Raw genomic sequence first — 26,989 nt, forward strand, 5'->3', positions numbered from 1 at the left:
GCTTAAGGGGTCGTGGCCTTGCGGCGGAATACCGAGAGGCGATTTCCGATGGGTGAGACGTTGTCGCCGAGGATACCTTTCTCGGTGACGAGGATGTCGGTAGGCGCGAACAGCGGCGGCTGGCCCAGCCGCACCTGGGAGGGGAAGCTGAAGCTCAGCAGCGAGGTGCTGGAGACCACGCTGCCGTCGGGGCCCACCAGGCTGATCTGGCTGGTGCCGAAGCCGGCCACCAGGAAGGAGTCGCGCACGAGGCTGAAGTCGTCCGGCACCGTCAGCAGGCTCGCCACCTGCCGGCCGGCGCTGGCGCTGCCGTCGGGCTGGATGTCATAGGCGCGGATCTCGGCCAGGCCGCCGAGGCCGGTGTTGCTGACGTAGATCGTGTTTCCGCTGCGCTGCACGCCGTTGGGGCCGAGCAGCCCCTGGCGGGTCCAGACCTCGTCGGTCACCACTTTCATGGGGTCGAGCGGATCCAGCTTCAGGCGGCGCACCTGGGGGTTGGGCAGCGCATTGGTGGCCAGCGGGCCGTTGGCCAGGAACAGGGTGTTGTCCGGGCCGTCGGCCAGGCCGTTGGGCGCGGCGATGTCGTACTGGTGGATCGGCTGCAGCCGGGGCTGCGCGGTGAGGCGGGCCGCATAGAGCTGCTTGTCGAAGCAGTTGGCGTAGAGCGTGTTGCGCTGGATGGCCAGGCCGGTGAAGTTGCAGCTGCCCTCCAGCAGCGGCGTGGCGACCCACTCCGTGCCGTTGCGCGTGATCTCGAAGACGTTGGTGCCGCCGGAAACGAACAGGCGGCCGTCGGGGGAGAACAGCAGGTTCTCGGCATCGGGAATGGTCAGCAGCACGGTCTTCTCGCCGCAGCTGTTGGCGACGCAGAGCGTGGCGGGGTCCACGGTGCTGTTGCGGCCGTCGTCGCCGCTGCCGTCACCGCCGTCGCTGCTGCAGCCGGCCAGCAGCAGGGCGGCTGCCAGGGCTGCCCAGGTCTTCGTCCTCATCCTGCTCTCCTCGAAAGTCTTATGTTTTTCCAACGCAAAAGGGGCGGCCTCGCGGCCGCCCCTTTTCAAGCCGCAGCTGCGGTTTTTACAGCATCTCGACTGCCAGGGCCACGGCCTCGCCGCCACCGATGCACAGCGTGGCGACGCCGCGCTTGCCGCCGGTCTTCTTCAGCGCGCCGATCAGGGTGGTGAGGATGCGCGCGCCGCTGGCGCCGATGGGGTGGCCCAGGGCGCAGGCGCCGCCGTGGACGTTGACCTTATCGTGCGGCAGGTTGTGCTCCTTCATGGCCGCCATGGTCACCACGGCGAAGGCCTCGTTGATCTCCCAGAGATCCACGTCGGCCGCCTTCCAGCCGGCCTTGGCCAGCAGCTTGGTGATGCCCTGCACCGGGGCGGTGGTGAACTCGGCCGGCAGCTGCGAATGCGTGGCGTGGGCGACGATGCGAGCCAGCGGCTTGACGCCGCGCTTGGCGGCTTCCGCGCCGCTCATCACCACCAGCGCGGCGGCGCCGTCGGAGATGGAGCTGGCGTTGGCGGCGGTGATGGTGCCGTCCTTCTTGAAGGCCGGCTTCAGCGCCGGGATCTTGTCCGGATTGCCCTTGGCCGGCTGCTCGTCGCGCGTGATCTTCTCGGTGCCGGCCTTGCCGGCGATTTCCACCGGCACGATCTCGAAGTCGAAGCTGCCGTTCTCGCCGGCGGCGCGGGCGCGCCGCAGCGACTCGATGGCGAAGGCGTCCTGCTCCTGGCGGGTGAAGCTGTACTTGTCGACGCAGCGCTCGGCGAACACGCCCATGGCGGTGCGCTTCTCGTAGGCGTCTTCCAGGCCGTCCAGGGCCATGTGGTCCAGCAGTTCGCCATGGCCGAAGCGGTAGCCGGCGCGGGCCTTGGTCAGCAGGTGGGGGGCGTTGGTCATGCTCTCCATGCCGCCGGCCACGACCACCTCGGCGCTGCCGGCCTTGATCAGGTCATGGGCCAGCATCACGGCCTTGAGGCCCGAGCCGCAGACCTTGTTGATGGTGGTGGCTCCGGCGGCGTCCGGCAGGCCGGCACCGCGCACGGCCTGGCGGGCCGGGGCCTGGCCCTGGCCGGCGGGCAGCACGCAACCCATGATCACTTCCTGCACGTCGGCTGGCTGCAGGCCGCTGCGCTCGACGGCGGCCTTGATCGCGGTGGCGCCGAGCTGGGCGGCGCTGAGGGAGGAAAACATGCCCTGCATGCCGCCCATGGGGGTGCGCACGGCGGCGGTAATGACGACGTCCTGCTGGCTCATCGGAAGGAAATCCTGCGCTGGGTGTCTGGTTTATGGGGCGCGCATTATCGCATTGCCGCCGCTGGCCTGACTCACCCTCCCGGGTAGTTGCCCGTGACTGCGGGCGCGATGCCGAAAAAATCCTGTGGAATCCTTAGAATGGAGATCGGTTGATTGGTGCTCCCATGTCCAGGCTCGTCGAACAGATTGCGGAACTCCTGCTGCGCCGCGGCGAGATGCTGGCCTGCGCCGAATCCTGCACCGGCGGGCTGATCGCCAAGACCCTGACCGACCTGGCCGGCTCCTCCGCCTGGTTCGAGCGTGGCCTGGTTACCTATTCCAACCTCTCCAAGACCGAACTGCTGGGCGTGCCGCAGGCCGTGCTGGACGAGCATGGCGCGGTCAGCGGTCCCACCGTGGAGGCGATGGGGCAGGGGTTGATCCAGCGCACCCCGGCGCAGTGGGGCATCTCGGTGAGCGGTGTCGCCGGCCCCTCCGGTGGCAGCCCCGCCAAGCCGGTCGGCACGGTCTGGATCGGCTGGTCGCGCCGCCAACCGGGTGGAGCGGTGGCCGAGGCGCAGCATAACCTGTTTGCCGGGGACCGCGAGGGCATCCGCGAGCAGGCCCTGCAGGTGGCCCTGGAAGGGCTGCGGCAGCGGCTGGAGTCGGCGTCATGATGCTCAAGCTCAACCGCCTGTTCTTCGCGCTGTGGCCGGGCGAGGCCCAGCGCCGCGCCTGCGACGAGGCGGCCCGCGAGCTGCGCCTGAAGATGCAGCCGGGCGGCTACCTGTCCAGCCCGGATCGCTACCACATCACCCTGCTGTTCCTCGGCGACACCGTCTCGCCGGAGTCGGAGGCGGCGGCGCTGAAGGCCGCGGCCAAGGTCCGGGCGGCGCCGTTCGCCCTGAACCTGGAGCTGGCGAGCAGCTTCCGCGCCAACAAGAAGATTCCCTGGTGGCTGGGACCGCGCGAGACCCCGGCGGGGTTGACGCAGCTCTACGACCGCCTCAACGAGGCCATGCTGTCGGCGCGCGTGCTGCCGGAGCGTATGAAGTTCGTGCCGCACCTGACGATCCTGCGCGACGCCCACTTACCGCTGCCGGTGACGCCGATCAGGCCCGTGGCCTGGAACGTGGACGAGTTCGTGCTGCTGCGCAGCCGCCTGGACCAGAAGCCGATGAACTATGAGATTCTGGGTCGCTGGTCACTGGATGGCAGCGCGCCGCCGCCCCCGCCGCCGTCGCAGGAGCAGCTGGGGCTGTTCTAGGCGCTGCCTTCAAGCGCCGCAAATGCAAAAGGCCCGGGCGAACATCTCCGCCCGGGCCTTTTTTCGTGATGCCTCAGGGCAGCGAGTACTGCTCGAAGAAGCTCCAGGCGGCCAGCGTGCCGCTGAAGTCGCGCGAGGTGCGGCCCAGGCCCACGGCGTAGGCGTCGTTGCCGTTCGGCCAGGTGTGGCCGCCGTCCTTGATCACGTACATCTCCACCGCGCCGCCCGAGGCGCAGCTGTCGTTGCGCAGCAGGGTAGTGGTGGTCTTGTCCTGGGTGCTGATGTCCGGCAGCGCCAGGCTGGTGACCTTGCTGGTGTCGCAGTTGTGGATGCCCATCCAGCGGTTCAGCGTGTCCGGGCCGGACAGCAGGGCCCAGGCGCTGGTGCGGGAGTAGGACACGCGGCTGTCGCTGGTGCCCAGCATGAAGGTCATCGGCACGGCGCGCGAGGGGCTGCAGGCGCGGCTCTGGCCCTGCCACATGGTCGCGACGACCGAGGCGCCAGCGGCGATCAGGTCCGGGCGCTCGCAGGCGAAGCGGGTGGTCATGAAGCCGCCGTTGGACATGCCGGCCATGTAGACGCGCTTGGCGTTGAGGCCGTGCTTGGCCACGCTGGACTGGATCACCGTCGCCAGGAATCCGACGTCGTCGGTCTTGCTGCTGCTGGTGGGGTCGGCGTTCCACTTCTTGCTGATGCCCTCGGGCACGATCACCCAGGCGCCCTGGTCGCGGGCCAGCTCGCCGGCATAGGCCATGTTGGCGATGTCGGTGCGGCTGCCGCCGTTGAAGTGCAGCAGCACCACCACCGGCGCCGGGGTCACCGAGGCGACCTTGGGCTTGATGAACAGCACGGTGCGCGCCTTGCCCTGGTGGGTGAAGGTCTCTTCAAAGCTCTCCGTGCCCTCGGTCGGCGCCAGGTACTGGCGCGACAGGTGCAGGAAGGACAGGCCCAGGCCGCGGCCGAGGCCGCCGATCAGGCCGGAACCCAGGTTGCCGAAGCCCTCGCCCAGGCCGTCGCCCAGGCGGCCGAGGCCGTCGGCCCAGCCGTCATAGATCGCGCCCAGGTCGAGCGCGGCGGAGCTCACGCCCGGCGCAACGGCGACACAACAGGCCAGCAAAGCGGCAGAAATCCGGCGCATGAACCCCATCCCCTGAAAACACGAACAATGGGACATAGTGTAGCCCCTGGCGGCGATCGCCGCCGTGACGTGGTATACGGTCCCCTGTCGTCCCACGCCGCCGGTCGCTGTGGGATAATTGCCTACGCTGAATTCTCTACATTCCCCGAGCCCCGAACGCCATGGATCCGAACCGCCAGAAAGCACTAGAAGCCGCCCTATCCCAGATCGAGAAGCAGTTCGGAAAAGGCGCCATCATGAAGATGACGCCGGGCGAAGGCCCCAAGGACGTCGAGGTCATTTCCACCGGTTCGCTGACCCTGGACATGGCGCTGGGTATCGGCGGCCTGCCGCGCGGCCGCGTCGTGGAGATCTACGGCCCTGAATCCTCGGGCAAGACCACCCTGACCCTGCACGCCGTGGCCGAGTGCCAGAAGGCTGGCGGCGTCGCCGCCTTCATCGACGCCGAGCACGCCCTGGACGTGAACTACGCCCAGAAGCTGGGCGTGAAGATCGACGAACTGGTGATCTCGCAGCCGGACACCGGCGAGCAGGCGCTGGAAATCTGCGACATGCTGGTGCGCTCCAACAGCGTCGACATCATCATCATCGACTCCGTGGCGGCCCTGGTGCCCAAGGCGGAAATCGAGGGCGAGATGGGCGACTCCAGCGTCGGCGTGCAGGCCCGCCTGATGTCGCAGGCGCTGCGCAAGCTCACCGGCAACATCTCGCGCTCCAAGTGCATGGTGATCTTCATCAACCAGATCCGCATGAAGATCGGCGTGATGTACGGCTCGCCGGAAACCACCACGGGCGGCAACGCGCTGAAGTTCTACTCCTCGGTGCGCCTGGACATCCGCCGCACCGGCGCGATCAAGAAGGGCGAAGAGGTCATCGGCAACGAGACCCGCGTCAAGATCGTCAAGAACAAGATGGCGCCCCCGTTCCGCGAGGCCCACTTCGAGATCCTCTACAACGAGGGCATCTCCAAGCTCGGTGAGCTGATCGACCTGGGCGTGGACAACGGCCTGGTGGAGAAGTCCGGCGCCTGGTTCGCCTATGACGGCAACAAGATCGGCCAGGGCAAGGACAACGCGCGCACCTACCTGCGTGAGAATCCCGAGATCGCCGCCAAGCTGGAAGCCTCCATCCGCGAGAAGCTGAACCCGAAGGCGGCTGCGGCAGCCCCTGCCGCCGCGCCGGCCCCGGCCAGTGGCAAGGCCGCTTCGGTCAGCAAGTAAGTCCCTGAGGCATGCGCGGAGGCAACAAGCCGCGCAAGCCGCTCGACGCCGCTGGCGCCCGCGACTCCGCGTTGCGGGCGCTCGGCCGGCGCGAGCATTCCGCCGCCGAGCTCAAGGCCAAGCTGCAGCGCCGAGGCCTGGAGACCGATGTCGCCGCCGAGGTGGTGGGCGACCTGTCGGAACGCGGCTGGCAGTCCGATACCCGTTACGCCGAGATGCTGGTGCGCAATCGCGTGCGGCAGGGTTACGGCCGCCTGCGGATCGTGGCGGAGCTGGAGGCGGCGCGGGTGCCGCGCGAGGAGATCACCGCCGCCCTGGCGGCGGCAGCCTGTGACTGGACGGAACTGGCCTGCGCGCTGCAGCGCCGGCGCTTCGGCGGCCCGCCCGCGGGGGCGGCCGAGTGGCAGAAGCAGTACCGCTTCCTGGCTGGGCGCGGGTTCGAGTCCGGCCCGGCACGCGCCGCCCTCAAGGGCGGGGCGCAGGAACCGGAGACAGACCCGGAATAACCGCGGGGTTCACCGCCGGCACCGGGGCCGGCACCACCGGCGGCGCCATGCGCGCTGCCAGCTTGTCGCGAATCTGCGGCATCGCCGCCAGTGCGGCGCGCTCGCCCTGCAGGATCGCCATCTGCTTGCTCTCGAAATCGGTGGCCGTGATGCGGCCCAGGTCCGGCTTGATGATGATGTCGGCCTGCGGCAGTTCGGCGGCGCGGATCGACTGGCCCATGATGTCGAAGGTGCGCATCAGTACGTCGAACTTGCCCTCGCTGGCAGTGCCGGCGGGCGGGGTGGAGACGTCCACCGCGATAATGAAGGTAGCGCCCATCTGGCGGGCGTAGCGGATCGGTACCGGGCTCACAAGGCCGCCGTCGACGTATTCGTGCCCGCCAATCTGCACCGGCTGGAAAACGCCCGGCACAGAGGACGAGGCGCGCACCGCCTGGCCCAGGTTGCCGCGCTGGAACAGCACGCCCTCGCCGCTGTCGAGCCGAGCCGCCACGCAGGCGAAGGGAATCTGCAGCTTCTCGATCGGCTTCTGCTTGACCGCGTTGTTGATGAAGTTCTGCAGCGCCTCACCGCGGATCAGGCCCTTGCCGAACATGGACCAGTCGGCCACCGTGGCGCGGTCCAGAGCGAAGGCCATCTCCTGCAGGTCAAAGCCGTTGAAGCCGGCGGCATACAGCGCGCCGGCCACGCTGCCGGCGCTGGTGCCCACCACCATGTCTGGCTTCAGGCCCTGGGCGTCCAGCATCTTCAGCACGCCCACGTGGGCGAAGCCCCGCGCGCCGCCACCGCCGAGCACCAGCGCCACCTTGGTCGGCGGGGGCGGGGGAGGCGGCGGAGGGGGCTGCTCCACGACCGGGGGCGGGACCGGCGCGGGCGTGGAGCAGCCGGCCAGCGACAGCAGCAGGGCGAGGCCGAGGCCGCGCAGCAGGAAGGGCATGGAGTTCATGGGGGCATTTTAGGCAAGACGGCGTGAAGTTGCCGTGGCGGGTGCTCCGCCGCGCCTTGGCGATGCCTGAATGGCATCGCCTGCGGCGGAGCACGGGCGGCCAAGGATGGCCGCCCCGGGGGTTGTTATGGGTAGCAGACGTCCCGCCATGGATGGCGTCACGGCTGTACGTTACTTCGTGGGGAAAGCGGCCCCTTACCCTAACCCTCTCCCCGCAAGCGGGGAGAGGGAGAACAGCTCAAGGCAATATGAAATCCAGCGCCAGGTCCGATTTCGGCAGCAGTTGCGAGGCCTTCTCGGTGGTGGCGGTCAGCCGCAGGATCAGGTTCTCGCAGAAGATGCGGTAGTAACGCAGCTGGCACTCGTCGGACATGCTGTCCAGTAGGGCCGCGTTGACCTGCAGCACCAGCACGTCGGTGGCGGCCACCACGCTGGCGGTGCGCTGCACGGCGTACAGGAAGCCGATCTCGCCGAAGCAGTCGCCCTTCTCCAGAAGGGCGATCATCTGCCCGTTCTTGCGCACCTCGGCGATGCCCATCAGCAGGATGTACAGGGCATTGTCGGTCTCGCCCTCGCGGATGATGGTGTCGCCGGCGCGGTAGCTGACGCTGGTGCTGGCATCCATCAGCTCCGCCAGCTCCGGGCTGCGGAAGGCGCGGAAGAACTGCAGGCGGCGCAGGGAGTCGTGGCTCATTTTCAGCGCCTTGCGGCGCGGCCCGCGGTCCTGCGACAGCGGCGCCAAGTCCTCGGCCAGCTTGCGGCCGCTGACGTGGCGAGTGTCCGGGTCCTTGGCCAGCAGGCGGTTGACGATCTCGCAGAGCGCATCGGGAAGGTCATCGCGCTTGCTCTGAACCGGCGGCGCCGGCTCCCGCATGATCCGCTCGAACAGGGCCTGGGTGCTGCGTGCCATGAACGGCGGTTCGCCGGTCAGCAGCAGGTACATGACCATGCCCAGGGAGTAGAGGTCGCTGGCCGGGCTCAGCTCTCGGCCCTCGATCTGCTCGGGGGACATGAACAGCGGCGAGCCGCTGATGCCGCCGGAGCGGTCGGCGCCCAGCAGGGCGGCGATGCCGAAATCCATGATCTTGGGCTGGCCGTCCTCGGTGACCATAATGTTGCCGGGCTTGATGTCCTTGTGCAGCACGCCGTTGCGGTGGACGTAGTCCAGGGCCAGGGCGCACTTGAGCATCAGGTCGGCCACCCGTTCGGTCCGGGGGCGGGGGGCGTCGCGCTGGCAGGGGCGCTTGAGCGTCTCGCCGGCCACGAACTCCATGACCAGGTAGTTCAGCGGGCCCTCGGTGCCGGCGTCGAACAGGGTGACGATGCCGGGGTGGTGCAGGCGGCCGGCGGCCCGGGCCTCGGCGAAGAAGGCCTTCTGCAGCGCCTCCGCGGCCCCGTCCAGGCTTTCGGCCACCTTGATGGCCACCTCGCGCTGCACGAAGGGGTCGAATCCGCGGTAGACCCGGCCGTAGCTGCCCCGGCCCAGTTCGCCCCGGATCTCGTATTTTCCCAGCTGGCGCAGGGCGGCATCGCCGTCCTGCCGTGGTGCCCCGCCTGCCGAAATGGCCATGCCCACCCCCTGTCCGGGCCATTATGGGCCAAGAAACGGCTGCCGGACGGCCCCCATTTGTGGCGGCAGGTCAACAGCTTGGCTAACATATCGCCCCTTTTTGTCCGCCGTCCCGCGCAGGTCCCATGAACAGCAACGAAGTCCGCGCCCGCTTCCTGGATTTCTTCCGGAGCAAGGGCCATACGGTCGTGCCCTCGTCACCCCTGGTGCCGGGCAATGATCCGACCCTGCTGTTCACCAATGCCGGCATGGTGCAGTTCAAGGACGTCTTCACCGGCCAGGACAAGCGCCCCTACGTGCGCGCGGCCAGCTCGCAGAAGTGCGTGCGCGCCGGTGGCAAGCACAACGACCTCGAGAATGTCGGCTACACCGCGCGGCACCACACCTTCTTCGAGATGCTGGGCAACTTCAGCTTCGGCGATTACTTCAAGAAGGACGCCATCCTCTACGCCTGGGAATTCATCACCGGCAAGGAGTGGCTGGGCATCGACAAGTCGCGCCTGCTGGTGACGGTCTACGCCACCGACGACGAGGCCTACGATCTGTGGAAGAACGAGGTCGGCGTGCCGACCGACCGCATCGTGCGCATCGGCGATAACAAGGGCGCCAAGTACGCGTCCGACAATTTCTGGAGCATGGGCGACACCGGCCCCTGCGGCCCCTGCACCGAGATCTTCTACGACCACGATCCGGACGGCTCCAAGGGCATCTGGGGCGGCCCCCCGGGCTCGCCCGAGGAAGACGGCGATCGCTGGATCGAAATCTGGAACCTGGTGTTCATGCAGTTCGAGCGCTCCGCTGACGGCACGATGACCCAGCTGCCGGCGCCCAGCGTCGACACCGGCATGGGCCTGGAGCGCATCAGCGCGCTGATGCAGGGCAGCAACGACAACTACCAGACCGACACCTTCAAGGTGCTGGTGGGCGCGGTGGCCCGGCTTGCGAAGCAGGAGCCCTACGCCAATGCCTCGCAGAAGGTCATTGCGGACCATATCCGCGCCACGTCCTTCCTGATCACCGACGGCGTGCTGCCCTCCAACGAGGGCCGCGGCTACGTGCTGCGCCGCATCATGCGCCGAGCCATCCGGCACGGCTACAAGCTGGGCCTGAACGAGCCCTTCTTCCACAAGCTGGTGGCGACGCTGGCCGAGGTCATGGGCGGCGCCTACCCGGAACTCAACGAGAAGCGCGCGCTTATCGAGAAGGCCATCCGCCAGGAAGAGGACAGCTTCGCCATCACGCTCGACAAGGGCATGAAGCTGCTCGAGGATGCCATCGGCAAGCTCAAGGACAAGACCATCCCGGGCGAGGTGGTATTCAAGCTCTACGACACCTACGGCTTCCCGCTGGACCTGACGGCCGACATCGCGCGCGAGCGCGGGTTGGAGCTGGACCTGCCGGGCTACGAGCGCGAGATGGAAGCGCAGCGCGAGCGCGCCCGCGCCGCCAGCAGCTTCAAGGGCGGCGCCACGCTGGCCTATGAGGGTGCGGACACCTGCTTCGTCGGCTACGACGGCCTGGTACAGGAGGGCGCCAAGGTGCTCGCCCTGTACCGCGACGGCCAGGCGGTGAACGAGCTCAAGGCCGGTGAGGCCGGCGCTGTGGTGCTCGACAACACGCCGTTCTATGCCACCGGTGGCGGCCAGGTCGGCGACAAGGGCCGCATCGGCGGCTTCGAGGTCGAGGACACGCAGAAGCTCAAGGGGGCCGTCACCGGCCACTTCGGCAAGCAGGCCGAGGGCACGCTGAAGGTCGGCGATGCCGTGCGCGCCCAGGTCACCGAGAGCCTGCGTCGCGCCAGCATGCGCAACCACTCCGCCACCCACCTGATGCACCGCGCGCTGCGCGACGTGCTGGGCACGCACGTGGCCCAGAAGGGCTCGGTGGTCGACGAGCAGCGCACGCGCTTCGACTTCTCGCATGGCCAGCCGGTGAGTGCCGCCGAGATCGCCGAGATCGAGAACCGCGTCAACCGCGCGATCCTGGCCAACGTGCCGGTCAGCGCGCAGCTGATGAAGTACGACGACGCCATCAAGGCTGGCGCCATGGCGCTGTTCGGCGAGAAGTACGGCGACGAAGTGCGCGTGCTCGCCATGGGCGACTACTCCACCGAACTCTGCGGCGGCACGCATGTGTCCCGCACTGGCGACATCGGCCTGTTCAAGATCGTGGCCGAGGGCGGCGTGGCCGCCGGCGTGCGCCGTGTCGAAGCCGTCACCGGCGAGAACGCGCTGGCCTACCTGCGTGAGACCGAAGGCAAGCTGAAGAAGGCGGCCGAGCTGGTGCGCGGCAATGCCGACGACATCGGCACCAAGATCGAGCAGCTGATCGACCGCAGCAAGCAGCTGGAGAAGGAGCTGGCCGCCCTCAAGGGCAAGCTCGCTTCCAGTGCCGGCAGCGACCTGGTCGGACAGGCGCGCGACATCAAGGGCACCAAGGTGCTGGTGGCGCGGGTCGACGGCGTCGAGGGCAATGACCTGCGCACGCTGCTGGATCAGCTCAAGAACAAGCTCGGCTCCGGCATCGTGCTGCTGGGCGCGGCCAGCGGCGAGAAGGTGTCCCTGATCGCTGGCGTCACCGCCGACCTGACCGGCAAGGTCAAGGCCGGCGAGCTGGTGAATTTCGCGGCGGGGCAGGTCGGCGGCAAGGGCGGTGGCAAGCCCGACATGGCGCAGGCCGGCGGCACCCAGCCGCAGAACCTGCCGGTGGCGCTCGACAGCGCCTACGGCTGGGTCGAACAAAAGCTGTAACCCACTCCAACCTACGAAGAGTCATGGCACTGATCGTTCAGAAGTACGGTGGCACCTCGATGGGCTCGGTCGAGCGCATCGAGCATGTCGCCAACAAGGTGGCGTCCTTCCGCAAGCAGGGGCACCAGGTCGTGGTCGTGGTGTCGGCGATGTCTGGCGAGACCGACCGCCTGCTCAAGCTGGCCAAGGCCATCGATCCCAAGGGCAGCCAGCGCGAGTTCGACCAGATCGCCGCGACCGGCGAGCAGGTGACGATCGGCCTGCTGGCCATCGCGCTGCAGAAGGCCGGCGTGGCGAGCCGTTCCTTCACCGGCTGGCAGGTGCCGATCCGCACCGACGGCGCGCACATGAAGGCGCGCATCCAGTCGATCGAGCCCGAGGCGCTGCTGGCGGCCTGCAATGCCGGCATCGTGCCGGTGGTGGCCGGCTTCCAGGGCATCACCGACGACGGCAGCGTCAGCACGCTGGGCCGCGGCGGCTCCGACACCACCGGCGTGGCGCTGGCCGCGGCCCTGAAGGCCGACGAATGCCAGATCTACACCGACGTGGATGGTGTCTACACCACCGACCCGCGCGTCGAGCCCAAGGCCCGTCGCCTGGACAAGATCACCTTCGAGGAAATGCTGGAGATGGCGAGCCTCGGCTCCAAGGTCCTGCAGATCCGTTCCGTTGAATTCGCGGGCAAGTACAAGGTCCCGCTGCGCGTGCTGTCCACCTTCACGGACGGCCCGGGCACCCTGATCACGCTTGAGGACAACAGCATGGAAGACCCCCTGATCTCCGGCATCGCTTTCAGCCGGGACGAATCCCAGATCACCGTTACCGGCGTGCCGGACAAGCCCGGCGTGGCCGCGGCCATCCTGGGCCCGGTGGGCGATGCGAATGTCGAAGTCGACATGATCGTGCAGAACATCGGCGCCGACGGCAGCACCGACTTCACCTTCACCGTGTCGCGCGGCGACCACGACAAGGCGCTGGAGATCATCAAGCGCGTGGCGGGTGAGTTGGGCGCCAAGGGCGTCGCCGGCGCCACCGACATCGTCAAGGTCTCTGTGGTGGGCGTGGGCATGCGCAGCCATGCCGGCATCGCCTCGCAGATGTTCAAGGCGCTGGCCGTGGCCGGCATCAACATCCGCATGATCTCCACCTCCGAGATCAAGATCTCCGTGGTGATCGACCAGGACTACCTGGAGCTCGCCGTGCGAACTCTTCACAAGGCTTTCGGTCTGGAAGAGAAGAAGTAGTGAATCCGGGCCCTGTTCAATGCCGTATGGGGATTGAACAGGGCCCAAACGGCAGGATAACGCCGCCAAAAGGCCTTATCCACAGGCGGCTGCGATTTTTTGGGGGCTACCGCGCCCCCGGCCGGCGCCCGAGACTGCTCGTACAGGACACGGAGAGAGCGGGATGCTCATTTTGACCCGGCGCGTAGGTGAAACCGTTGTGATCGGCGAGGACATCGTCGTCACGGTTTTGGGTATCAAGGGCAATCAGGTGCGGATCGGCGTGCAGGCGCCGAAGAACGTCGCGGTGCATCGCGAGGAACTCCTCAAGCGCATCAACGAGGGTGAAGCGGCTCCGCCGCACGCCGAGCGGCCCGCGCGCGTCGGTTCCTGAACCCGCATCACCCGTTACCGGGCGATTTCTGCCAGTTTTTCTTTACCTTGGCTCCACAGGCCGTTAGAATCCCGCCCCTCTCGAGGGTGAGAATCCTCGCTTCGTCATGCGCCCGTAGCTCAGCTGGATAGAGCACTTGGCTACGAACTAAGGGGTCGGAGGTTCGAATCCTTCCGGGCGCACCATTCGAAGCAAGAGAGAAAGCAGCAGTCCCGGACAGATGGCCGAGTGGACGAAGGCGCGCCCCTGCTAAGGGCGTATATGGTTTATAGCCGTATCGAGGGTTCGAATCCCTCTCTGTCCGCCAATTGAAATCCGGCGGTTCATTGTGGGAACGGTGGCCTGATCGGGTAACGAAAGGGATTCGAGCCCTCGATAGACAAATGATGGGTTCGACCGATCCGCGAAGCGGATCGGCGTCGCTCCGCAAGGAGCGACCCCGAGCGTAGCGAGGGGCAAGCGCCGCAGGCGCGCAGCCATCCCTCTCTGGGCGAGGGTCGTCGGTAGTAACCGCCAGTTTCCTGGGGCGGGCTGTAGAAGGTGGATGCAGTAACAAGGTTTTATGCGCCCGTAGCTCAGCTGGATAGAGCACTTGGCTACGAACTAAGGGGTCGGAGGTTCGAATCCTTCCGGGCGCACCATTGTTGGAAACAAAAAAGCCTCCGCTGCGCGGGGGCTTTTTTGTTTCCAAAGGGGCGGGCCTGCAGGTTCACTCCGACGGAGGTTGGAAGGTCCATCCATGGACCTTCCTCTCGCTTTGCTCGGGCTACGCTACGCTCGCTCCATTTGCGCATCCTGCGCAATTGTGGCCGGGCCATCCATGGCCCGCACCCTTCGGCGCCTGGCGCCGAGGGGCTACGCGGCCCTTGGCCGCTCGCTCAATTCGGCAATCCTGCCGAATTGTCGCATCCTGCTCAGCTGCCGTGGCCAGCCTTCTTTTGGGGGAGGCAACCGTGCGGATTGAACTGTTCCTGGGTAGCCCGGTCGTTAGCTTGGGCAAGGACGCCCGATGGAGAACAACAAATGGACTTTTCAGGGATTCGCCGCGCCGGCATGGCGCTGGTGTTGCTGCCGTGGGCCGTGCTGGCGGCGGATAACGAGGTGGGGGTGGGGTTCAGCCCGTCCAGCCTCAGCGACGGGTACAGCAGCTGGCAGGATATCCGGGCGCACTGGAAACACCGGCTGGAGAAGGGCTCGGTGGAGCTGTCGATGCTGCAGGCTCATCGCTTCGATGAGCACGACACCCAGCTCCTGCTCGGCGGGTCCTATCCGCTCAGCGAGGACTGGTCGGTCAACGGCCAGGTGGGCTACACCCCCGATGCCGACGTGCTGGCCGAGCAGACCTATGACATCGGACTCAGTCGTTTCATCGGCGAGCAGTGGGCGGTGTCGGCGGCGGCCAACATGGCAACCTATCCCGGCGACAAGGTCTATGGCGGCGAGGTGTCGGTGGAGTGGATGCCCAAGCCCTTTCGCGTCACGGCGGGGTTGCTGTACGGCAGCCTGGAGGATGCGGGGCATGCCTGGTCGCAGCTGGTCCTGCTCGACTATGTCTATGGCGCGGACGACGAGGGCGCCATCGGTATCGGCGTCATCACCGGCGAGCAGCCGGAGCGCATCACCGCGAACCAGGTGGCGGTGTCGGACGCCGATGCGATGTTCGTCGGCGGCTCGCACTGGGTAACGCCGCGCTGGGGCTTCGACTACCGCTTCACCCAGTATCGCCGCGAGCTGTTCTACAACCGCCAGGAGCTCAGCCTGGGCGTGATGATGCGCTTCTGAAGCCATGGCGCAGGCAGGCGCTGCCGTGGCCTGCCTGCGCCTTCAAAGCTCAGAGGAACATGCCGCCGGACACCTCGATGCGCTGGGCATTGATCCAGCCGCTCTGCGGGGCCAGCAGCTGCGCGATGGCGCCGCCGATGTCGTCGGGCAGGCCGACGCGGCCCAGGGCGGTCTGCGAGGCGACGAAGGCGTTGAGCTGGGCGTTGTCGCGTACCGCGCCGCCGCCGAAGTCGGTCTCGATGGCGCCGGGGGCGATGATGTTCACGGCGATGCCGCGCGTGCCCAGCTCCTTCGCCTGGTAGCGGGTCAGGACTTCCATGGCGCCCTTCATCGAGGCATAGGCCGCGTAGCCGGGCAGGGCGAAGCGCGCGAGGCCCGAGGAGACGTTGAGGATGCGGCCGCCGTCGCGGATCAGGGGCAGCAGCGCCTGCGTCAGGAAGAACGGGCCCTTGAAGTGGATCTTCACCAGCTCGTCGAACTGCGCCTCGGTGGTGTCGGCGAAGCCGGCGTGGATGCCGATGCCGGCGTTGTTCAGCAGGTAGTCGAACCGCTCGCGCTGCCAGTGCTGGCGCAGGGCGGCGCGGACCTGCCCGGCGAAGGCGGGGAAGCCGGCGCTGTCGGCCACGTCCAGCGGCAGGGCGACGGCGCGGCGCCCCAGGGCGACGATCTCGGCGACCACGGCTTCGGCTTCGTCGCGGCGGCTGCGGTAGGTCAGGATCACGTCGTTGCCCTTGTCGGCCAGGGCCAGGGCGGCGTTGCGCCCCAGGCCGCGGCTGCCGCCGGTGATCAGGGCGATGCGGGAGGACGCGGGGGTGGTGCTCATCGGAGTCTCCATTGGGCCGGGTGCTCCCGGATGGACTCCACTTTATTGGGCGATCCAATAAGGATAAATTTCCTCGAAATGATTTCTGTGTTCGTTTAAAGCGAACAATGGGACTGATGATGAACCGCCTGGATGCCATGCAGACCTTCGTGCGGGTGGCCGAACTGGGCAGCTTCACGCGCGCCGCCGAGGGGCTGGACCTGCCCAAGGCCAGCGCTTCCACCGCCGTCCAGCAGCTGGAGGCGGCCCTGGGGGTGCGCCTGCTGCACCGGACCACGCGGCGCGTGGAGCTGACCCAGGACGGCCGTGCCTTCTACGAGCGTGCCAAGGACCTGCTGGCCGACATGGACGAGCTGCAGGCGCTGTTTCAGCAAGGCGCCCAGGCCCTGCGCGGGCGCCTGCGGGTGGACATGCCCAGCGGGGTGGCGCGCAATTTCATCCTGCCGCGCCTGCCGCAGTTCCTGGAGGCGCATCCGCAGCTGGAGTTGGAGCTGAGCAGCACCGACCGCCGCGTGGACCTGGTGCGCGAGGGCTTCGACTGCGTGCTGCGGGTGGGCACTTTGGGCGACAGCAGCCTGATCGCCCGGCCGCTGGGGGCCTTCCGCATCGCCAATGTCGCCAGTCCGGCCTACCTGCGGCGGCATGGCGTGCCGCAAACCCTGGAGGACCTGGCCGGGCACCGTTTGATCCACTACGTGCACACCCTGGGCGCCCGGCCGGACGGCTTCGAGTTCCGGGAGGGGCAGGGGTACCGCAGCCTGCCGATGGCCGGTGCGCTGACCGTGAACAATGCCGAGGCCTACCAGGGGGCTTGCCTGGCGGGCCTGGGCATCATCCAGGCGCCGGCGATGGGGCTGCGGCATCTGCTGGCCGAGGGCACCCTGGTGGAAGTGCTACCGCAGTTCCGCGCCGAACCCATGCCGGCAACCTTGCTTTATGCACACCGGCGCAACCTGCCGCGGCGAGTGCAGGCCTTCATGTCATGGATGGCGGGTACCCTGGCTCCCCACCTGGACCCGATAATGTGAACGTGAATTCGGCCGATTGTCTCCCCCAACTTGAATTGGGTTGGCTATGCTATTGACGGGGCTGCACAAATAATGAGAAACAAGCGCCTCATAAAAACAGATCATCACGAGACCGCGACACGGTCCGCACGACAACGAGGACTCACATGCGTTTGAGGAAGACACCCGGCGCGGGGGGAATTGCGCGGGCTGTCCTGGGGGCGTGGCTGGCGGTGGGCCTGCAGGGGACGGCTTCGGCGCAGGGACAGACGGATCTGCTGGCGGTGTACAGCGATGCGCTGGAGCGCAATCCGCAGTATCGTGCGGACGCAGCGCAGTACCACGCGGCCCAGCAACTCGTGCCGGCGGCCTTCGGCAAGCTGCTGCCGCAGATCGGCCTGCGCGCACGCTACGAACACATCTGGGAAAAGATCGACGGGCAGTACTACAACGTCCAGAACTTTTCCTATGACGACGACTACGACCGCCATGGCTATGGCGGCGTGCTGCAGCAGGTGATCTTCAACGGTGCCACCTTCGCCGATCTCGACGCCGCCAAGCTGCGCGTCGCGCAGGCCGGCTTCGCGCTCGAGGCGCGGCAGGATGCGCTCGGCGTGGACGTGGTGGAGAGCTACTTCGCCGCGCTGGGTTCCGAGGAGGGCCTGCGCTACGCCAACGCCGAGGTCGAGACGCTGCGCCAGGAGTCCGAACAGGCCAGCGCGCGCGCTGATGCGGGCCTGGCGCTGGAGGCCGACAAGCAGGTGGCGCTGGCGGCCTACGAGCTGGCCCTGGCCAGCCAGGCGGAGGCGAAGTCCCTGGTCGAGAGCACCAAGTTCCGCCTGGAGAGCCTCACCGGCAAGCGTTACGGCCCGCTCAAGCTGCTGCCCACGGACGTGGCGCTGGACCTGCCGCAGCCGATGGACGAGAACGCCTGGATCGAGCGCGCACGCACGCACAACGCCTTCGTGCTGGCGCGTACCGCCGGCCTGGAAGTGGCGCGCAAGGAACTGACCAGTGCCAAGCGCGAGCGCTGGCCGCGGCTCAATGCCCAGGGCACCGCGTTCTGGGACAACTACGGCGGCGGCGTGGTTGGCCAGCGCGACGAGGAAGAGCAGCGCGTCGGCCTGGTGCTGGACCTGCCGATCTATTCCGGTGGCCAGGTCAGCGCCAAGATCGAAGCCAACAAGTCGGGCGTGGTGGCGGCCGAGGCCCTGCTGGAGCAGGCTCGCGCCGAGGCCGTGCAGGCGACGCGCCAGGCTTATCTCACGATCAGCACCGGCCTGATCAAGGCTCAGGGCCTGAAGCGTGCAGTGGAGGCCGCCAATGCGGCGGAACAGGCCACGCGCTCGGCCTATGAGGCTGGCACCCGCACCAATGCGGACCTGCTGCAGGCCATCGGCACGCGCTACGACGCCGAGCGCAACTATGCGCTCATGCGCTATCGCATCCTGCATGCGAGCGTGCAGTTGCGCGCCGCCTCGGGAACGCTGGTGACGGCGGACCTGATCGGACTCAATCGCCTGCTGCAAGCCGGTGAGCTGACGCCCTGAGGGAAGCGCCCATGTCGTCCGGCCATCCGTTCCGTCGCTACGGCACGACCGAACCCGTCGAGGTTACGGGAGAGCTGCGCGCGCCGCGGCGTCCGCCACCCACGGTGACGGATGAAGCCTTTACCCCGGTGGAGCTGGCGCTGGCGCGCCTGTATGACGGCCAACGCGACGCGGCTGCCATCCTGGCGCTGGCGCGCAGTGACCTGCAGCTGGAGCTGGACCGCCAGGAGCTCGAAGCCTTCGCGGCGCGCCTGGCCATCGCCGGGCAGTTGCAGGCCGGCGAGTGGGAGCCGCTACCGTCGCCGGCCATCAGCGATTCCGCACAGGGCGAGCGGCTGCGTCCGCCAGGACCCTGGGCGATGCCGCCTTCGACCATGCCCGGCTCGCTGGCCGGCCCGGGCACCTTTGGCGGCCTGCTGGGCCTGATCACCGACCGCCGCGGCATCGCGCGCCGGCCCTGGACGCAGATCGATCCGCAGCCCTGGCTGCGTCTCGGCCACCTCCTGAACTGGCCGCTGACCGGCCGTACCGGCGCGCTGGCCTTCGTAACCTTGTTGGCCTTCGTCTTCTTCGGCCTCTGGCAGCTGCGGCTGGAAGCGGCGGTGGACCTGCTGCGCATCCGCTCCTGGGTGGGGCTGGCCGGCACGCTGTGGCTGGCGCTGACGCTGATCCACGTCTTCGGCCAGGCGGCGCGTGCCGCGGCCATTCAATACTTCACCGGCGTGCGGCCCGAGATCGGCCTGATGCGGGGGCCCTTCGTATTGCCGCTGGCCTACATCGACACGGCAGGACCTGCCGAGCGCGCCAACCGCTCCGAGCGCAGCCGCATCGTCGCCTCGGCGATCACCGGGCTGGCGCTGCTGTTCAGCGTCTCTGCGATCTTCTGGATGATCAGCCGGGGTAGCCAGACCTCGGTGCCGTCGGTGGCCTTGTGGGTGGCGGTGATCTCGCTGTTCACGCTGCTTCTGCGCCTCAACCCGCTGGCGCGGCGCGACGGTTATTACCTGCTGGCCCAGCATCTCAACCTGCCGGACCTGCGCGAGCAGGCCATGGCGGCGCTGCTGGGCTACATGCGTACCGGTTGGGTGATGCAGCAGCGCCGTCTCGACCTGCGCACGCTGATGATCTATCTGGTGTTGTGCGCGATCAGCCTGATCGTTCTGATGACTTTGTTCCTTGCCTTTGCCGGTCGCTGGGTGATCGAGAGGCAGGGTGGTATCGGTTTTCTTCTTGTAGTCGCGTTCATGGGGGTTCTTGTGAGTCAGTCATACCGCAACTCGCGCGGCGGTGCCGCCAACACCGGCCTGGGGGTCCCCGGACACCCGTGGTGGAAGTTCTGGGCCGACTTCTCCCGCAAGCAATGGATCATCGTCGGCATCGTGGGCCTGATCCTGCTGCTGCCCTATCGCTACAGCGCCAGCGGAGACTTCGTGGTGCTGCCGAGTGCGCGCGCCGATGTCCGCGCGCTGACCGCCGGCGATGTGCGCGAGGTGCTGGTCAAGGAAGGCGACGTGGTCAAGGCGGGGCAGGTGATCGCCCGCATCTCCGACTACGAGCAGCGCGCCCTGGTGGCCGCCGCCGAGGCGCGCCTGGCCCAGCTCGAAGCCGATATGTCGATCGCCAAGAAAGGCGGCAAGCCGGAAGAAGTGGTGGTGGCCGAGAGCGCGGTGCAGACCGCGCAGACGCGCGCCGATGTGTCGGCGGCGCAGGCCAAGCGCCTGCTGGGCGCTTACCAGAAGAAGTCGGTCACCGCGCAGGACTACGATCGCGCCAAGGGTATCGCCGACGTGGACGCCAAGGCCCTGGAAGAAGCCAAGAGCCGCCTGGGCCTGGTGCGCAGCCCGGCGGTGGGTGATCGTCTGAAGGCCATCGAGGCGCAGCTGCGCGAGGCGCAGGCCGAGCTGGCCTACCAGCAGGAACGCCTGAGCTATACCAAGATCACCGCGCCGATCGCCGGCCGTGTGGTCAGCGGCTCGCTGATGTTCTCGCGCGGCAGCTTCCTCAACCGCGGCGACCAGCTCGCCACCATCGAGGACGCCGGCCAGCGCATCGCGGAGGTGAAGCTGCCGGAAAACACCATCGGCGAGATCGAGCTCGACAACACGGTCACCGCCAAGGCCTGGGCCTTCCCGGCCACCGGCTTCGACGGCAAGGTGACCAGCATCGCCCCGGTCGCGGAGGACGGCGAGTACGGCAAGATCGTGCGCGTGCAGGTGGCACTGGAAGATCCGAAGAACAAGCTGCTGCCGGGCCTCACCGGCAACGCCAAGGTCTCGGGTGGCTGGTCGCCGCTGTTCATGGCCTTCACCCGCGCCATCGGCCGCTTCCTGTTCGTCGAAGTCTGGTCCTGGATCCCGTGATCGAACTGCCGCCGGCGCCCAGCGAGGCCGACTTCCGCCTGACCGCTCCCAGCGGTTTCGGCGACGGCTGGAACCACTATGCGCACAGCATGGCGGTTTTCCAGGGCCGCGTGTACGTCGGCACCACGCGCGGCGCCTTCGCGGGCCTGAAGTTCGGCATCACAGTGCCGGCGCTGAACCCCTGGCCGATCGAGACGCCGCCGGGGCTCTACAACATCGACCGTCGCGCGGAGATCTGGGAGTACGACCCGGTCACCGCGGTGTGGCGCCTGGCGTTCCGCTCGCCCACCGTCACCGGCGTGAACGGGCGGCCCAATGTGCCGAGCTACATCGGCTACCGTGGCATGAACGTCTTCCAGGACGTCAACGACAGCAAGCCCTGCCTCTACATCTCCACCTGGTCGCCGCACCTGGCGCATTCGCCCGACGTGCTGCGCACCGAGGACGGCGTCAACTTCACCAAGATCCCGCGCCCGCCCTGGAGCCCGGCGGTGCGCGCCTGCCGCACCTTCCAGCCTTTCAAGGGGCGCGTGCACATGAGCCCCACGGCGTCCGGCACGGCCAAGGGCTACAACCAGGACGTGGGTTCCGAGGCGGTGATCTACGCCAACGGCGATCTGCAGAACGGCAAGTGGACGCCAGCCAACGACGAGGGCTTCGGCGACAAGAACAACGTCACGATCTTCGAGATGGGCGTCTACGACGACCACCTCTACGCCGGCGTGATGAATCCGGTCACCGGCGGCGAGTTGTGGAAGACGCCGGGCGGTGATCTGCCGTACAAGTGGACCCGCGTGTTCGACCGCGGTGCCGGCCGTGGCCCGCAGAACGAAGGCCCGGGTGCGATGTGCGAGTTCAAGGGCGCGTTCTACGTCGCCTGCGCCATCGTCAACGGTGGCTTCCACCGCGAATACAAGATTGGCCCCGCCGCAGCCGAGATGCTGCGTATCTGGCCCGACGATTCCTGGGACCTGATCGTGGGCGAGCCGCGCATCACCGAGCAGGGCCTCAAGGTGCCGCTGTCCGGTTACTCGCCGGGCTTCGACAATATCTTCAACGGCTACATCTGGCGCATGGAAGTGCATGAAGGCTGGCTCTACGCCAGCACCATGTCCTGGGCCATGCTGATGCCCTACCTGCCGCTGCATGCCTGGCCGGCCGACGTGCATGGCGTGATCCGCCGCCTGGGCGTGGACCGACTCGCCGAGACCGGCGGCTGCCAGCTGTGGCGCACGCATGACGGCATCCACTGGGAGCCGGTGACGCGCAATGGTTTCGGCAACAAGTACAACTGGGGCATCCGCACGCTGGCCTCCACGCCGCAGGGCCTGATGGTGGGCACGGCGAACCCCTTCGGCCCCCGCGTGGCGGTGGAGCGCGATGGTGCCTGGGGCTACGTGGACAATCCGCGTGGCGGCTGCGAGCTGTGGATCGGCAAGACCGGTGCGCGCGAGGCGGCGACACGTGGCTGAAACGCAATCTCCGATCTGGTTGCTTGGCGCGCCGTTCTCCGGCGTCACCTGGCTGGCCGGCGTGCTGGGCACGCATCCGCAGCTCTACGCCACGCCGCAACTGCACTTGTCGCTGGCTGACGATGTCAGCAACCTGCTGGAAGTCTTTGGCGCGAGCCAAGGGGAGCATGGACACGGCCTGCTGCGTACCGTGGCCGAGATCGCCTGCGGTGGCCAGGACGACAGCGGCATCGCTGCCGCGAAGCGATGGCTGGAGCAGCGCCGCCAGCTCAGCACCGCTGCCTTGCTGCAGGAACTGGCCGCGCGTGTGGCGCCGCGGCGCCTGGTCATCCCCGATGCCGAGACCGCGCTGCGTGCCTATGAGTTGCTGCGCCTGACGCGGATGGCGCCGGGCGCGCCGATCGTCCACCTGCTGCGGCACCCGTGGACGCAGGGGCGCCTGATGAGCAGTTGGTGCAAGGAGCGGCTGTTCGTGCCGGTGGACTACAAGGATTACTCGCAGGATCCGCCGCAGCCGGAGCCGCAGGTGCCCTGGCTGCGCGCGCAGATCAACCTGGATCGCGCGGCCGCGCACACGCAGATGCACCGCGTCAGCACCGAGGCACTGGACCGTGATTTCAACACCACGCTGGCCGGCCTCTGCCAGTGGCTGGGCGTGGATGCAGACCCGTCCGCGCTGGCGCTGATGGCCGATCCCGGACGCTGGCCCTATGCCGGACTTGGCCCGGCCGAAGCGCCGGGCGGGCTGGAGCCCGACGTGCTGATGGACTGGCCGGCGGACCTGTCGGCCCAGGCACCGGCAGGCAGCCTCGAAGCCTCCTTGCCCTGGCGCGAGGACGGCATGGGCTTCGATGCCCAGGTGCGCCAGCGCGCGCGGGATTACGGCTACTAGTTCCGGCAGCGTCGCGCCTCAGCGCTCGCGCGTCTCCACCACGACGCCGTTGCGCAGCTTTACCACGAAGGGGAAGTTCTCCATGCGCCGCGAGAACACCCACAGCTCGTAGCGGCCATCCGCATCCAGGCCTTGCTCGGTGTTGTGGTCGGTATGGTTGCCGGCGGCCGCCAGGACTTCCTCCGCCTTCATGCCGGGCAGCACGCGGTTGCCCTGGATGGCCGTGCGGACTTCGGCGGATGTCGGTGCGGGTGGCAGCGCGGCATTGGTGGCTGGCGGCTTGGTGGCCGGAGCCGGAGCCGGGGCCTCGGCTGGCGGTGCGGTGGGCGCGGCCTCCCGCAGAGCCGGAACCACCGACAGCGGCGGCAGCGCCACCGGCCCGCCCCCGCGGCCGGCGCAGGGCTTGTCCTGGTAGGTGGGTGGCTTTCCCGGGACTTCGCAGCGGTAGACCTGCGCGCTCGCGGGCGCGGCGACCAGCAGCAGGGAAAGCAGCCAGGTATGGTGCAATGGGCGCAAGATGGAGCCTGCCATTCGAACTCTCGTGGACTTGCCGGTGTCAGTCGGCGGTGACCATGCAAGGGAGTGTACGCCGATGAACATCAGGATGACCGGGCTGGGACTGTTGATGGCGCTGGCGGCTGCGGGCTGCTCCTCGCGGCAGGTCTACGACAGTACCTCGGAACTGCGCGCGCAGGAGTGCAACAAGCTGGAGCCGCGCGAGCGGGCGGATTGCCAGCAGCGTGCGCGCACGCCGTATCCGGAGGTCCGCGCGGCGCAGCAGGACGCTGCGGGCAGCGCCGCACCCTGACGGCCAGGTACTTGCCGGCCCCCGGGATTCCGGGGCAGCATCCGGGTGGGATCGGATACGGGGTGAACGATGAGAGTGCTGCTGCTGGCCGCGGTGCTGCTGTCCGGCTGTGCCTCTTACGTGACACCCGGAGGCCCGGTGCGGCTGCAGGACATCGACCGTGCGGATATCGCGGAGGCCGCGGCACGCAAGCCCTCGCCCAACTTCCCGGCGCGCCTGGCGGTGGCGCGGGTGCAGGCCACTGGCTACAAGTCCTATTCCGCGGAGGCCTACGGCGCCGGGGTCTTCAGTGTGGTCACCACCCAGGAGCTGATGACGGACGGGCAGATGCAGGCCCTCTCCGGCTGGCCGTCGGTGGCGGGCGTGGCGCCCGTGAGCCGCTTGTTGCTGCCCGCCAGCCTGAAGTCGCTGGATGACCTGCGGCTGTCCGCCGCCAAGCTGCAGGCCGACGTGCTCTTGGTCTATACGCTGGACACGGCCTTCCGCATCAATGGGCGCGGCTATGGCCCGCTGACGGCGATCTCCCTGGGGATCGTGCCGGATCGGGACGCCCATGTGACGGCCACGGCCTCGGCCCTGTTCATCGACGTGCGCACCGGCTTCATCTACGGCGTGGCGGAGGCCACCGCCAAGGCCAGCGAACTGACCAATATCTGGAACTCCAGCGATACCGTGGACCGCAAGCGCCTGGAAGCCGAGCGCGAGGCCGTCGGGCTGCTGCTGGCGGAGGCGGGCAAGACCTGGTCGGGGATCGCCGGGCAGTACGCACGCTAGCGGAAGCCGGGGGCAGACTAGCCGCTGGCCGAAAGCGATCCTTCCGCTCCGGAATCGACGTAGGCAAATTCTCCCACCCCGCTTGTATGGTTGCTGTAAAGGACGGCTGGTAGGCTCCGGCGTCCAAAGATGTCTGACCCATCCACGGCAGGCACGGTGCAACCAACAAGATTCCCTGGCGGGGCAGGACGCCCCGACGCAAAGAACCGTTCATGAGTCATAAGCTCGTCGATTACCGCTTCGATCGCATACCCGCCTTCCTGGGTCAGGAATTGGGTGTCAGCGAGTGGATGACCCTCGAGCAATGGCGCATCGACGAGTTTGCCCACTGCACCGGCGACGACCAGTGGATCCATACCGATCCGGAACGCTGCGCCCGCGAGAGCCCCTATGGCGTGCCCATCGCCCATGGCTTCCTGACGCTGTCGCTGCTGGCGCAGTTGATGAACGATCTCAAGCTGATGCCGGAGGGCACCACCCTGGCCTTGAACGCCGGCATCAACAACGTGCGTTTCAAGAGCGTGGTGAGGGTGGGCAGCCGCATCCGTGTCCGCGTTAAACTGGCCGCGGTGACGCCCAACGGACCGGACCGCCTGCTGACCATTTCCGCCTGCGCGCTGGAGGTGGAGGGCGAGAAAGACCCGGCCTTGCTGGCGGATATTGTCGTGCTGCTGTGCCGCTGAGCGGCCGGCGGCGCGGCCGCCCATAACGAGGAGATTGCGGATGCTTTCGCGTGCCAAGCCTGCGGTAGTGCTGTTTGCGGCCCTACTCTGCGCCTGTGGCGGTGGGGGAGGCGGCTCCTCCTCGGTGGTCGGTGGCCCGGTGGGTGAGCCCGGGGTCGAGACCGAGGCCGCGATGCAGTCCTATCTCGAAGTGATCCGCGGCTCCTCCCGCTTCAACGAATGCTTCGGCACCTCGCTGCTGGCCAAGTGCGAGCGCGGCGCCCGCGCCGGCAGCAACCTGTCCGAGGCGGTCTACGACTGGGCCGAGGGGCAGTTCCGCGCCATCCCGGGGCTGACCGCGGTGCAGCGCCAGAACTTCGGCTTCCCGGTGTTCCAGCTGCGCGGCTACGGGCTGGAGGTGGAGGCTGCTGACGGCCGCAAGACGCCGGTGCCGGCCTTCCCCTGGTACTTCCAGGGCACCACGCCCGCCGAGGGCGTGTCCGGCGAGATTGTCTACGTCAACAAGGGCGGCGCGCTGGACCTGCTGGGCAAGAACCTGCAGGGCAAGATCGCGCTGCTGCGCATCACCCTGGTGCTCAACGGCGAATCCGGCAGCGCGCAGGATGTGCTGAAGACCCTGGCCGAGCGTGGCGCCATCGGCGCCATCGTGGCCACCGATGCGCCGGGCAACGAGATCGCCGCGCAGAACCGCGACTTGCCGACCTACGGCCTGGGAACCTTGCCCACCGTGATCGTCGGCAAGCAGGCCGCCGCCGCGATCCGCGAGCAGGGCGCGCGCGCCCGCATCATCGTGGACGCGGCCTACAGCGCCTCCGGCACCGAGAGCAACGTCGCCGCGCTGCTGCCGGGTCGCGACCCGGACAACATCATCGTCGTCGGCACGCCGGTCAACGGCTGGTTCCTCAGCGCGGGCGAGCGCGGGCCCGGCGTGGGCATGCTGGTCTACCTGGCGCGATACTTCGCCGAGAAGGCGCAGAAGGAAGGCCCGCTGCCATATTCGCTCTACTTCGTCGCCACCGGTGGCCACCAGGTCTATGCCTACGGCCTGAACCGCTTCATGTCCTGCATCCAGAAGGACCAGACCGTGGCCTATGTGCACCTGGGGTCCGGCCTGGTCTACAAGGGCTACCGTGACGTGGGCGGCGAACCCGAAGCCACCGGCGGCCTGTCGCAGGTGCGCACGCTGTCGGTGTCGGAAAACGCGATGCTCAGCGCGATCACCCGCCCAGCCTTCAGCAGTTCGGCGATCAAGCCCTTCTACCAGTTTCCGCCGTCGGTGCTCGCCCCGGGCGAGAACCAGGGGCCCTATGCCAAGGGCATCCCCAGCGTGGGCATGAACGGCACCAACCAGTACTTCCATACGCTGAAGGACGACGAGAGCCAGATCGTCACCGCCGCGCTGGGGCCGATGGCCGTGGCCTTCCGCGATACCGTGCAGGGCCTGCTGGAGACCAATGCCAACGGCTTGCGCTCCGCCAATGCCGTGGCGGCTGCGCTGGGTGCGCGCTATGACGCTCCGAACTGGAGCTGCGCGGCGCCGCTGGTGGGCCTGCAGTAGCCGCTTATAGCTTCCGGCTTGCCGGCTG

Annotated in this window: 24 protein-coding genes and 3 tRNA genes; 20 read left to right on the plus strand and 7 right to left on the minus strand. The window is 67.9% G+C overall.

Annotated elements, in window-relative coordinates; translation table 11 throughout:
• Nucleotides 1-2 precede the first annotated feature (2 nt).
• Together QT386_RS05285 and QT386_RS05290 are read right to left on the minus strand one after the other, a co-directional pair.
• Complete coding sequence (locus QT386_RS05285; RefSeq protein WP_289272699.1) at nucleotides 3-989, minus strand: hypothetical protein; 987 nt, start codon at nucleotides 987-989, stop codon at nucleotides 3-5.
• An 85-nt stretch (nucleotides 990-1,074) separates the two neighbouring features.
• A complete protein-coding gene (locus tag QT386_RS05290) occupies nucleotides 1,075-2,259 on the minus strand; it encodes an acetyl-CoA C-acyltransferase (protein WP_289272700.1) in 1,185 nt (394 codons plus the stop codon).
• 164 nt (nucleotides 2,260-2,423) lie between these two features.
• Here QT386_RS05290 and QT386_RS05295 point away from each other — a divergent pair, with 164 nt between their 5' ends.
• Together QT386_RS05295 and thpR are read left to right on the plus strand one after the other, a co-directional pair.
• Complete coding sequence (locus QT386_RS05295) at nucleotides 2,424-2,915, plus strand: CinA family protein (RefSeq protein ID WP_289272701.1); 492 nt, start codon at nucleotides 2,424-2,426, stop codon at nucleotides 2,913-2,915.
• Nucleotides 2,912-3,505: an RNA 2',3'-cyclic phosphodiesterase gene (gene thpR / locus QT386_RS05300; protein ID WP_289272702.1), complete on the plus strand. Its 594-nt coding sequence runs from the start codon at nucleotides 2,912-2,914 to the stop codon at nucleotides 3,503-3,505. Before QT386_RS05295 ends, thpR begins: the two co-directional genes overlap by 4 nt.
• Nucleotides 3,506-3,578: 73 nt before the next feature.
• Here thpR and QT386_RS05305 read toward each other — a convergent pair whose 3' ends face one another.
• Nucleotides 3,579-4,643 (minus strand): PHB depolymerase family esterase, encoded by a 1,065-nt coding sequence (locus tag QT386_RS05305; RefSeq protein ID WP_289272703.1) that lies wholly within the window; start codon nucleotides 4,641-4,643, stop codon nucleotides 3,579-3,581.
• Nucleotides 4,644-4,804: 161 nt separating this feature from the next.
• Here QT386_RS05305 and recA point away from each other — a divergent pair, with 161 nt between their 5' ends.
• The gene (gene recA / locus QT386_RS05310; RefSeq protein ID WP_289272704.1) at nucleotides 4,805-5,863 is read left to right on the plus strand and encodes a recombinase RecA; all 1,059 of its coding nucleotides are present in this window, start codon (nucleotides 4,805-4,807) and stop codon (nucleotides 5,861-5,863) included.
• An 11-nt stretch (nucleotides 5,864-5,874) separates the two neighbouring features.
• Nucleotides 5,875-6,369, plus strand: coding sequence for a regulatory protein RecX (locus tag QT386_RS05315; RefSeq protein ID WP_289272705.1), 495 nt, complete (start codon nucleotides 5,875-5,877; stop codon nucleotides 6,367-6,369).
• Here the strand turns inward: QT386_RS05315 and QT386_RS05320 are convergent.
• Together QT386_RS05320 and QT386_RS05325 are read right to left on the minus strand one after the other, a co-directional pair.
• Nucleotides 6,329-7,315, minus strand: coding sequence for a patatin-like phospholipase family protein (locus QT386_RS05320; RefSeq protein ID WP_289272706.1), 987 nt, complete (start codon nucleotides 7,313-7,315; stop codon nucleotides 6,329-6,331). The two genes, QT386_RS05315 and QT386_RS05320, sit on opposite strands and share 41 nt — an antisense overlap.
• Nucleotides 7,316-7,553: 238 nt before the next feature.
• Nucleotides 7,554-8,885 carry a serine/threonine-protein kinase gene (locus tag QT386_RS05325; RefSeq protein WP_289272707.1) on the minus strand — a complete coding sequence of 444 codons (1,332 nt, stop codon included), beginning with the start codon at nucleotides 8,883-8,885 and terminating at the stop codon, nucleotides 7,554-7,556.
• 125 nt (nucleotides 8,886-9,010) lie between these two features.
• On the opposite strand from QT386_RS05325, the gene alaS reads away from it, so the two are divergent.
• The 7 genes from alaS to QT386_RS05360 all read left to right on the plus strand — a co-directional run bounded on the left by alaS (nucleotide 9,011) and on the right by QT386_RS05360 (nucleotide 15,034).
• A complete protein-coding gene (gene alaS, locus QT386_RS05330; RefSeq protein WP_289272708.1) occupies nucleotides 9,011-11,635 on the plus strand; it encodes an alanine--tRNA ligase in 2,625 nt (874 codons plus the stop codon).
• 23 nt (nucleotides 11,636-11,658) lie between these two features.
• On the plus strand, nucleotides 11,659-12,879 hold the full coding sequence (locus QT386_RS05335) for an aspartate kinase (RefSeq protein WP_289272709.1): 1,221 nt from the start codon (nucleotides 11,659-11,661) through the stop codon (nucleotides 12,877-12,879).
• Nucleotides 12,880-13,042: 163 nt separating this feature from the next.
• Complete coding sequence (gene csrA / locus QT386_RS05340; protein ID WP_289272710.1) at nucleotides 13,043-13,252, plus strand: carbon storage regulator CsrA; 210 nt, start codon at nucleotides 13,043-13,045, stop codon at nucleotides 13,250-13,252.
• A gap of 108 nt (nucleotides 13,253-13,360) precedes the next feature.
• Nucleotides 13,361-13,437 (plus strand) — tRNA-Arg (locus QT386_RS05345).
• A gap of 29 nt (nucleotides 13,438-13,466) precedes the next feature.
• Nucleotides 13,467-13,559: transfer RNA gene (locus tag QT386_RS05350), tRNA-Ser, on the plus strand.
• A gap of 257 nt (nucleotides 13,560-13,816) precedes the next feature.
• Nucleotides 13,817-13,893, plus strand: a tRNA-Arg gene (locus QT386_RS05355).
• Nucleotides 13,894-14,275: 382 nt separating this feature from the next.
• Nucleotides 14,276-15,034 carry a YaiO family outer membrane beta-barrel protein gene (locus tag QT386_RS05360; protein WP_289272711.1) on the plus strand — a complete coding sequence of 253 codons (759 nt, stop codon included), beginning with the start codon at nucleotides 14,276-14,278 and terminating at the stop codon, nucleotides 15,032-15,034.
• Nucleotides 15,035-15,083: 49 nt separating this feature from the next.
• Here QT386_RS05360 and QT386_RS05365 read toward each other — a convergent pair whose 3' ends face one another.
• Entirely contained in the window at nucleotides 15,084-15,857 is a 774-nt protein-coding gene (locus QT386_RS05365) for an SDR family NAD(P)-dependent oxidoreductase (protein ID WP_289272712.1), read from the minus strand.
• Nucleotides 15,858-15,976: 119 nt separating this feature from the next.
• Between QT386_RS05365 and QT386_RS05370 the strand changes: the two genes are divergently transcribed.
• From QT386_RS05370 to QT386_RS05390, 5 genes are all read left to right on the plus strand, one after another.
• The gene (locus QT386_RS05370) at nucleotides 15,977-16,885 is read left to right on the plus strand and encodes a LysR family transcriptional regulator (RefSeq protein WP_367401396.1); all 909 of its coding nucleotides are present in this window, start codon (nucleotides 15,977-15,979) and stop codon (nucleotides 16,883-16,885) included.
• A 146-nt stretch (nucleotides 16,886-17,031) separates the two neighbouring features.
• Nucleotides 17,032-18,414 carry a TolC family outer membrane protein gene (locus QT386_RS05375; protein WP_289272714.1) on the plus strand — a complete coding sequence of 461 codons (1,383 nt, stop codon included), beginning with the start codon at nucleotides 17,032-17,034 and terminating at the stop codon, nucleotides 18,412-18,414.
• Nucleotides 18,415-18,425: 11 nt separating this feature from the next.
• On the plus strand, nucleotides 18,426-20,774 hold the full coding sequence (locus QT386_RS05380) for an HlyD family secretion protein (protein ID WP_289272715.1): 2,349 nt from the start codon (nucleotides 18,426-18,428) through the stop codon (nucleotides 20,772-20,774).
• Nucleotides 20,771-22,246 carry a hypothetical protein gene (locus tag QT386_RS05385; protein WP_289272716.1) on the plus strand — a complete coding sequence of 492 codons (1,476 nt, stop codon included), beginning with the start codon at nucleotides 20,771-20,773 and terminating at the stop codon, nucleotides 22,244-22,246. The genes QT386_RS05380 and QT386_RS05385 overlap by 4 nt, the downstream gene beginning before the upstream one ends.
• Nucleotides 22,239-23,138, plus strand: coding sequence for a sulfotransferase (locus QT386_RS05390; protein ID WP_289272717.1), 900 nt, complete (start codon nucleotides 22,239-22,241; stop codon nucleotides 23,136-23,138). Before QT386_RS05385 ends, QT386_RS05390 begins: the two co-directional genes overlap by 8 nt.
• An 18-nt stretch (nucleotides 23,139-23,156) precedes the next feature.
• On the opposite strand, the gene QT386_RS05395 is transcribed toward QT386_RS05390, so the two are convergent.
• The gene (locus QT386_RS05395; RefSeq protein ID WP_289272718.1) at nucleotides 23,157-23,669 is read right to left on the minus strand and encodes a hypothetical protein; all 513 of its coding nucleotides are present in this window, start codon (nucleotides 23,667-23,669) and stop codon (nucleotides 23,157-23,159) included.
• A gap of 61 nt (nucleotides 23,670-23,730) precedes the next feature.
• Between QT386_RS05395 and QT386_RS05400 the strand changes: the two genes are divergently transcribed.
• From QT386_RS05400 to QT386_RS05415, 4 genes are all read left to right on the plus strand, one after another.
• A complete protein-coding gene (locus QT386_RS05400; protein ID WP_289272719.1) occupies nucleotides 23,731-23,946 on the plus strand; it encodes a hypothetical protein in 216 nt (71 codons plus the stop codon).
• Between the two features lie 69 nt (nucleotides 23,947-24,015).
• Nucleotides 24,016-24,720 carry a hypothetical protein gene (locus QT386_RS05405; RefSeq protein WP_289272720.1) on the plus strand — a complete coding sequence of 235 codons (705 nt, stop codon included), beginning with the start codon at nucleotides 24,016-24,018 and terminating at the stop codon, nucleotides 24,718-24,720.
• Between the two features lie 212 nt (nucleotides 24,721-24,932).
• Nucleotides 24,933-25,403 (plus strand): MaoC family dehydratase, encoded by a 471-nt coding sequence (locus QT386_RS05410; protein ID WP_289272721.1) that lies wholly within the window; start codon nucleotides 24,933-24,935, stop codon nucleotides 25,401-25,403.
• A 40-nt stretch (nucleotides 25,404-25,443) separates the two neighbouring features.
• Nucleotides 25,444-26,961, plus strand: a complete 1,518-nt coding sequence (locus tag QT386_RS05415) for a PA domain-containing protein (protein WP_289272722.1) — start codon at nucleotides 25,444-25,446, stop codon at nucleotides 26,959-26,961.
• Nucleotides 26,962-26,989: the final 28 nt, after the last annotated feature.

Origin of the sequence: Solimonas sp. SE-A11, assembly GCF_030345715.1 — a bacterium.
Taxonomy (GTDB): domain Bacteria; phylum Pseudomonadota; class Gammaproteobacteria; order Nevskiales; family Nevskiaceae; genus Solimonas_A.

Coding starts and splice junctions, on each gene's coding strand:
- QT386_RS05360 (WP_289272711.1), top strand. CDS start 14,276: ATGGACTTTTCAGGGATTCGCCGCGCCGGCATGGCGCTGGTGTTGCTG.
- QT386_RS05305 (WP_289272703.1), bottom strand. CDS start 4,643: ATGCGCCGGATTTCTGCCGCTTTGCTGGCCTGTTGTGTCGCCGTTGCG.
- QT386_RS05370 (WP_367401396.1), top strand. CDS start 15,977: ATGAACCGCCTGGATGCCATGCAGACCTTCGTGCGGGTGGCCGAACTG.
- QT386_RS05405 (WP_289272720.1), top strand. CDS start 24,016: ATGAGAGTGCTGCTGCTGGCCGCGGTGCTGCTGTCCGGCTGTGCCTCT.
- QT386_RS05380 (WP_289272715.1), top strand. CDS start 18,426: ATGTCGTCCGGCCATCCGTTCCGTCGCTACGGCACGACCGAACCCGTC.
- thpR (WP_289272702.1), top strand. CDS start 2,912: ATGATGCTCAAGCTCAACCGCCTGTTCTTCGCGCTGTGGCCGGGCGAG.
- QT386_RS05365 (WP_289272712.1), bottom strand. CDS start 15,857: ATGAGCACCACCCCCGCGTCCTCCCGCATCGCCCTGATCACCGGCGGC.
- QT386_RS05410 (WP_289272721.1), top strand. CDS start 24,933: ATGAGTCATAAGCTCGTCGATTACCGCTTCGATCGCATACCCGCCTTC.
- QT386_RS05335 (WP_289272709.1), top strand. CDS start 11,659: ATGGCACTGATCGTTCAGAAGTACGGTGGCACCTCGATGGGCTCGGTC.
- csrA (WP_289272710.1), top strand. CDS start 13,043: ATGCTCATTTTGACCCGGCGCGTAGGTGAAACCGTTGTGATCGGCGAG.
- QT386_RS05295 (WP_289272701.1), top strand. CDS start 2,424: ATGTCCAGGCTCGTCGAACAGATTGCGGAACTCCTGCTGCGCCGCGGC.
- QT386_RS05415 (WP_289272722.1), top strand. CDS start 25,444: ATGCTTTCGCGTGCCAAGCCTGCGGTAGTGCTGTTTGCGGCCCTACTC.
- QT386_RS05395 (WP_289272718.1), bottom strand. CDS start 23,669: ATGGCAGGCTCCATCTTGCGCCCATTGCACCATACCTGGCTGCTTTCC.
- QT386_RS05320 (WP_289272706.1), bottom strand. CDS start 7,315: ATGAACTCCATGCCCTTCCTGCTGCGCGGCCTCGGCCTCGCCCTGCTG.
- QT386_RS05285 (WP_289272699.1), bottom strand. CDS start 989: ATGAGGACGAAGACCTGGGCAGCCCTGGCAGCCGCCCTGCTGCTGGCC.
- recA (WP_289272704.1), top strand. CDS start 4,805: ATGGATCCGAACCGCCAGAAAGCACTAGAAGCCGCCCTATCCCAGATC.
- QT386_RS05315 (WP_289272705.1), top strand. CDS start 5,875: ATGCGCGGAGGCAACAAGCCGCGCAAGCCGCTCGACGCCGCTGGCGCC.
- QT386_RS05400 (WP_289272719.1), top strand. CDS start 23,731: ATGAACATCAGGATGACCGGGCTGGGACTGTTGATGGCGCTGGCGGCT.
- alaS (WP_289272708.1), top strand. CDS start 9,011: ATGAACAGCAACGAAGTCCGCGCCCGCTTCCTGGATTTCTTCCGGAGC.
- QT386_RS05375 (WP_289272714.1), top strand. CDS start 17,032: ATGCGTTTGAGGAAGACACCCGGCGCGGGGGGAATTGCGCGGGCTGTC.
- QT386_RS05290 (WP_289272700.1), bottom strand. CDS start 2,259: ATGAGCCAGCAGGACGTCGTCATTACCGCCGCCGTGCGCACCCCCATG.
- QT386_RS05325 (WP_289272707.1), bottom strand. CDS start 8,885: ATGGCCATTTCGGCAGGCGGGGCACCACGGCAGGACGGCGATGCCGCC.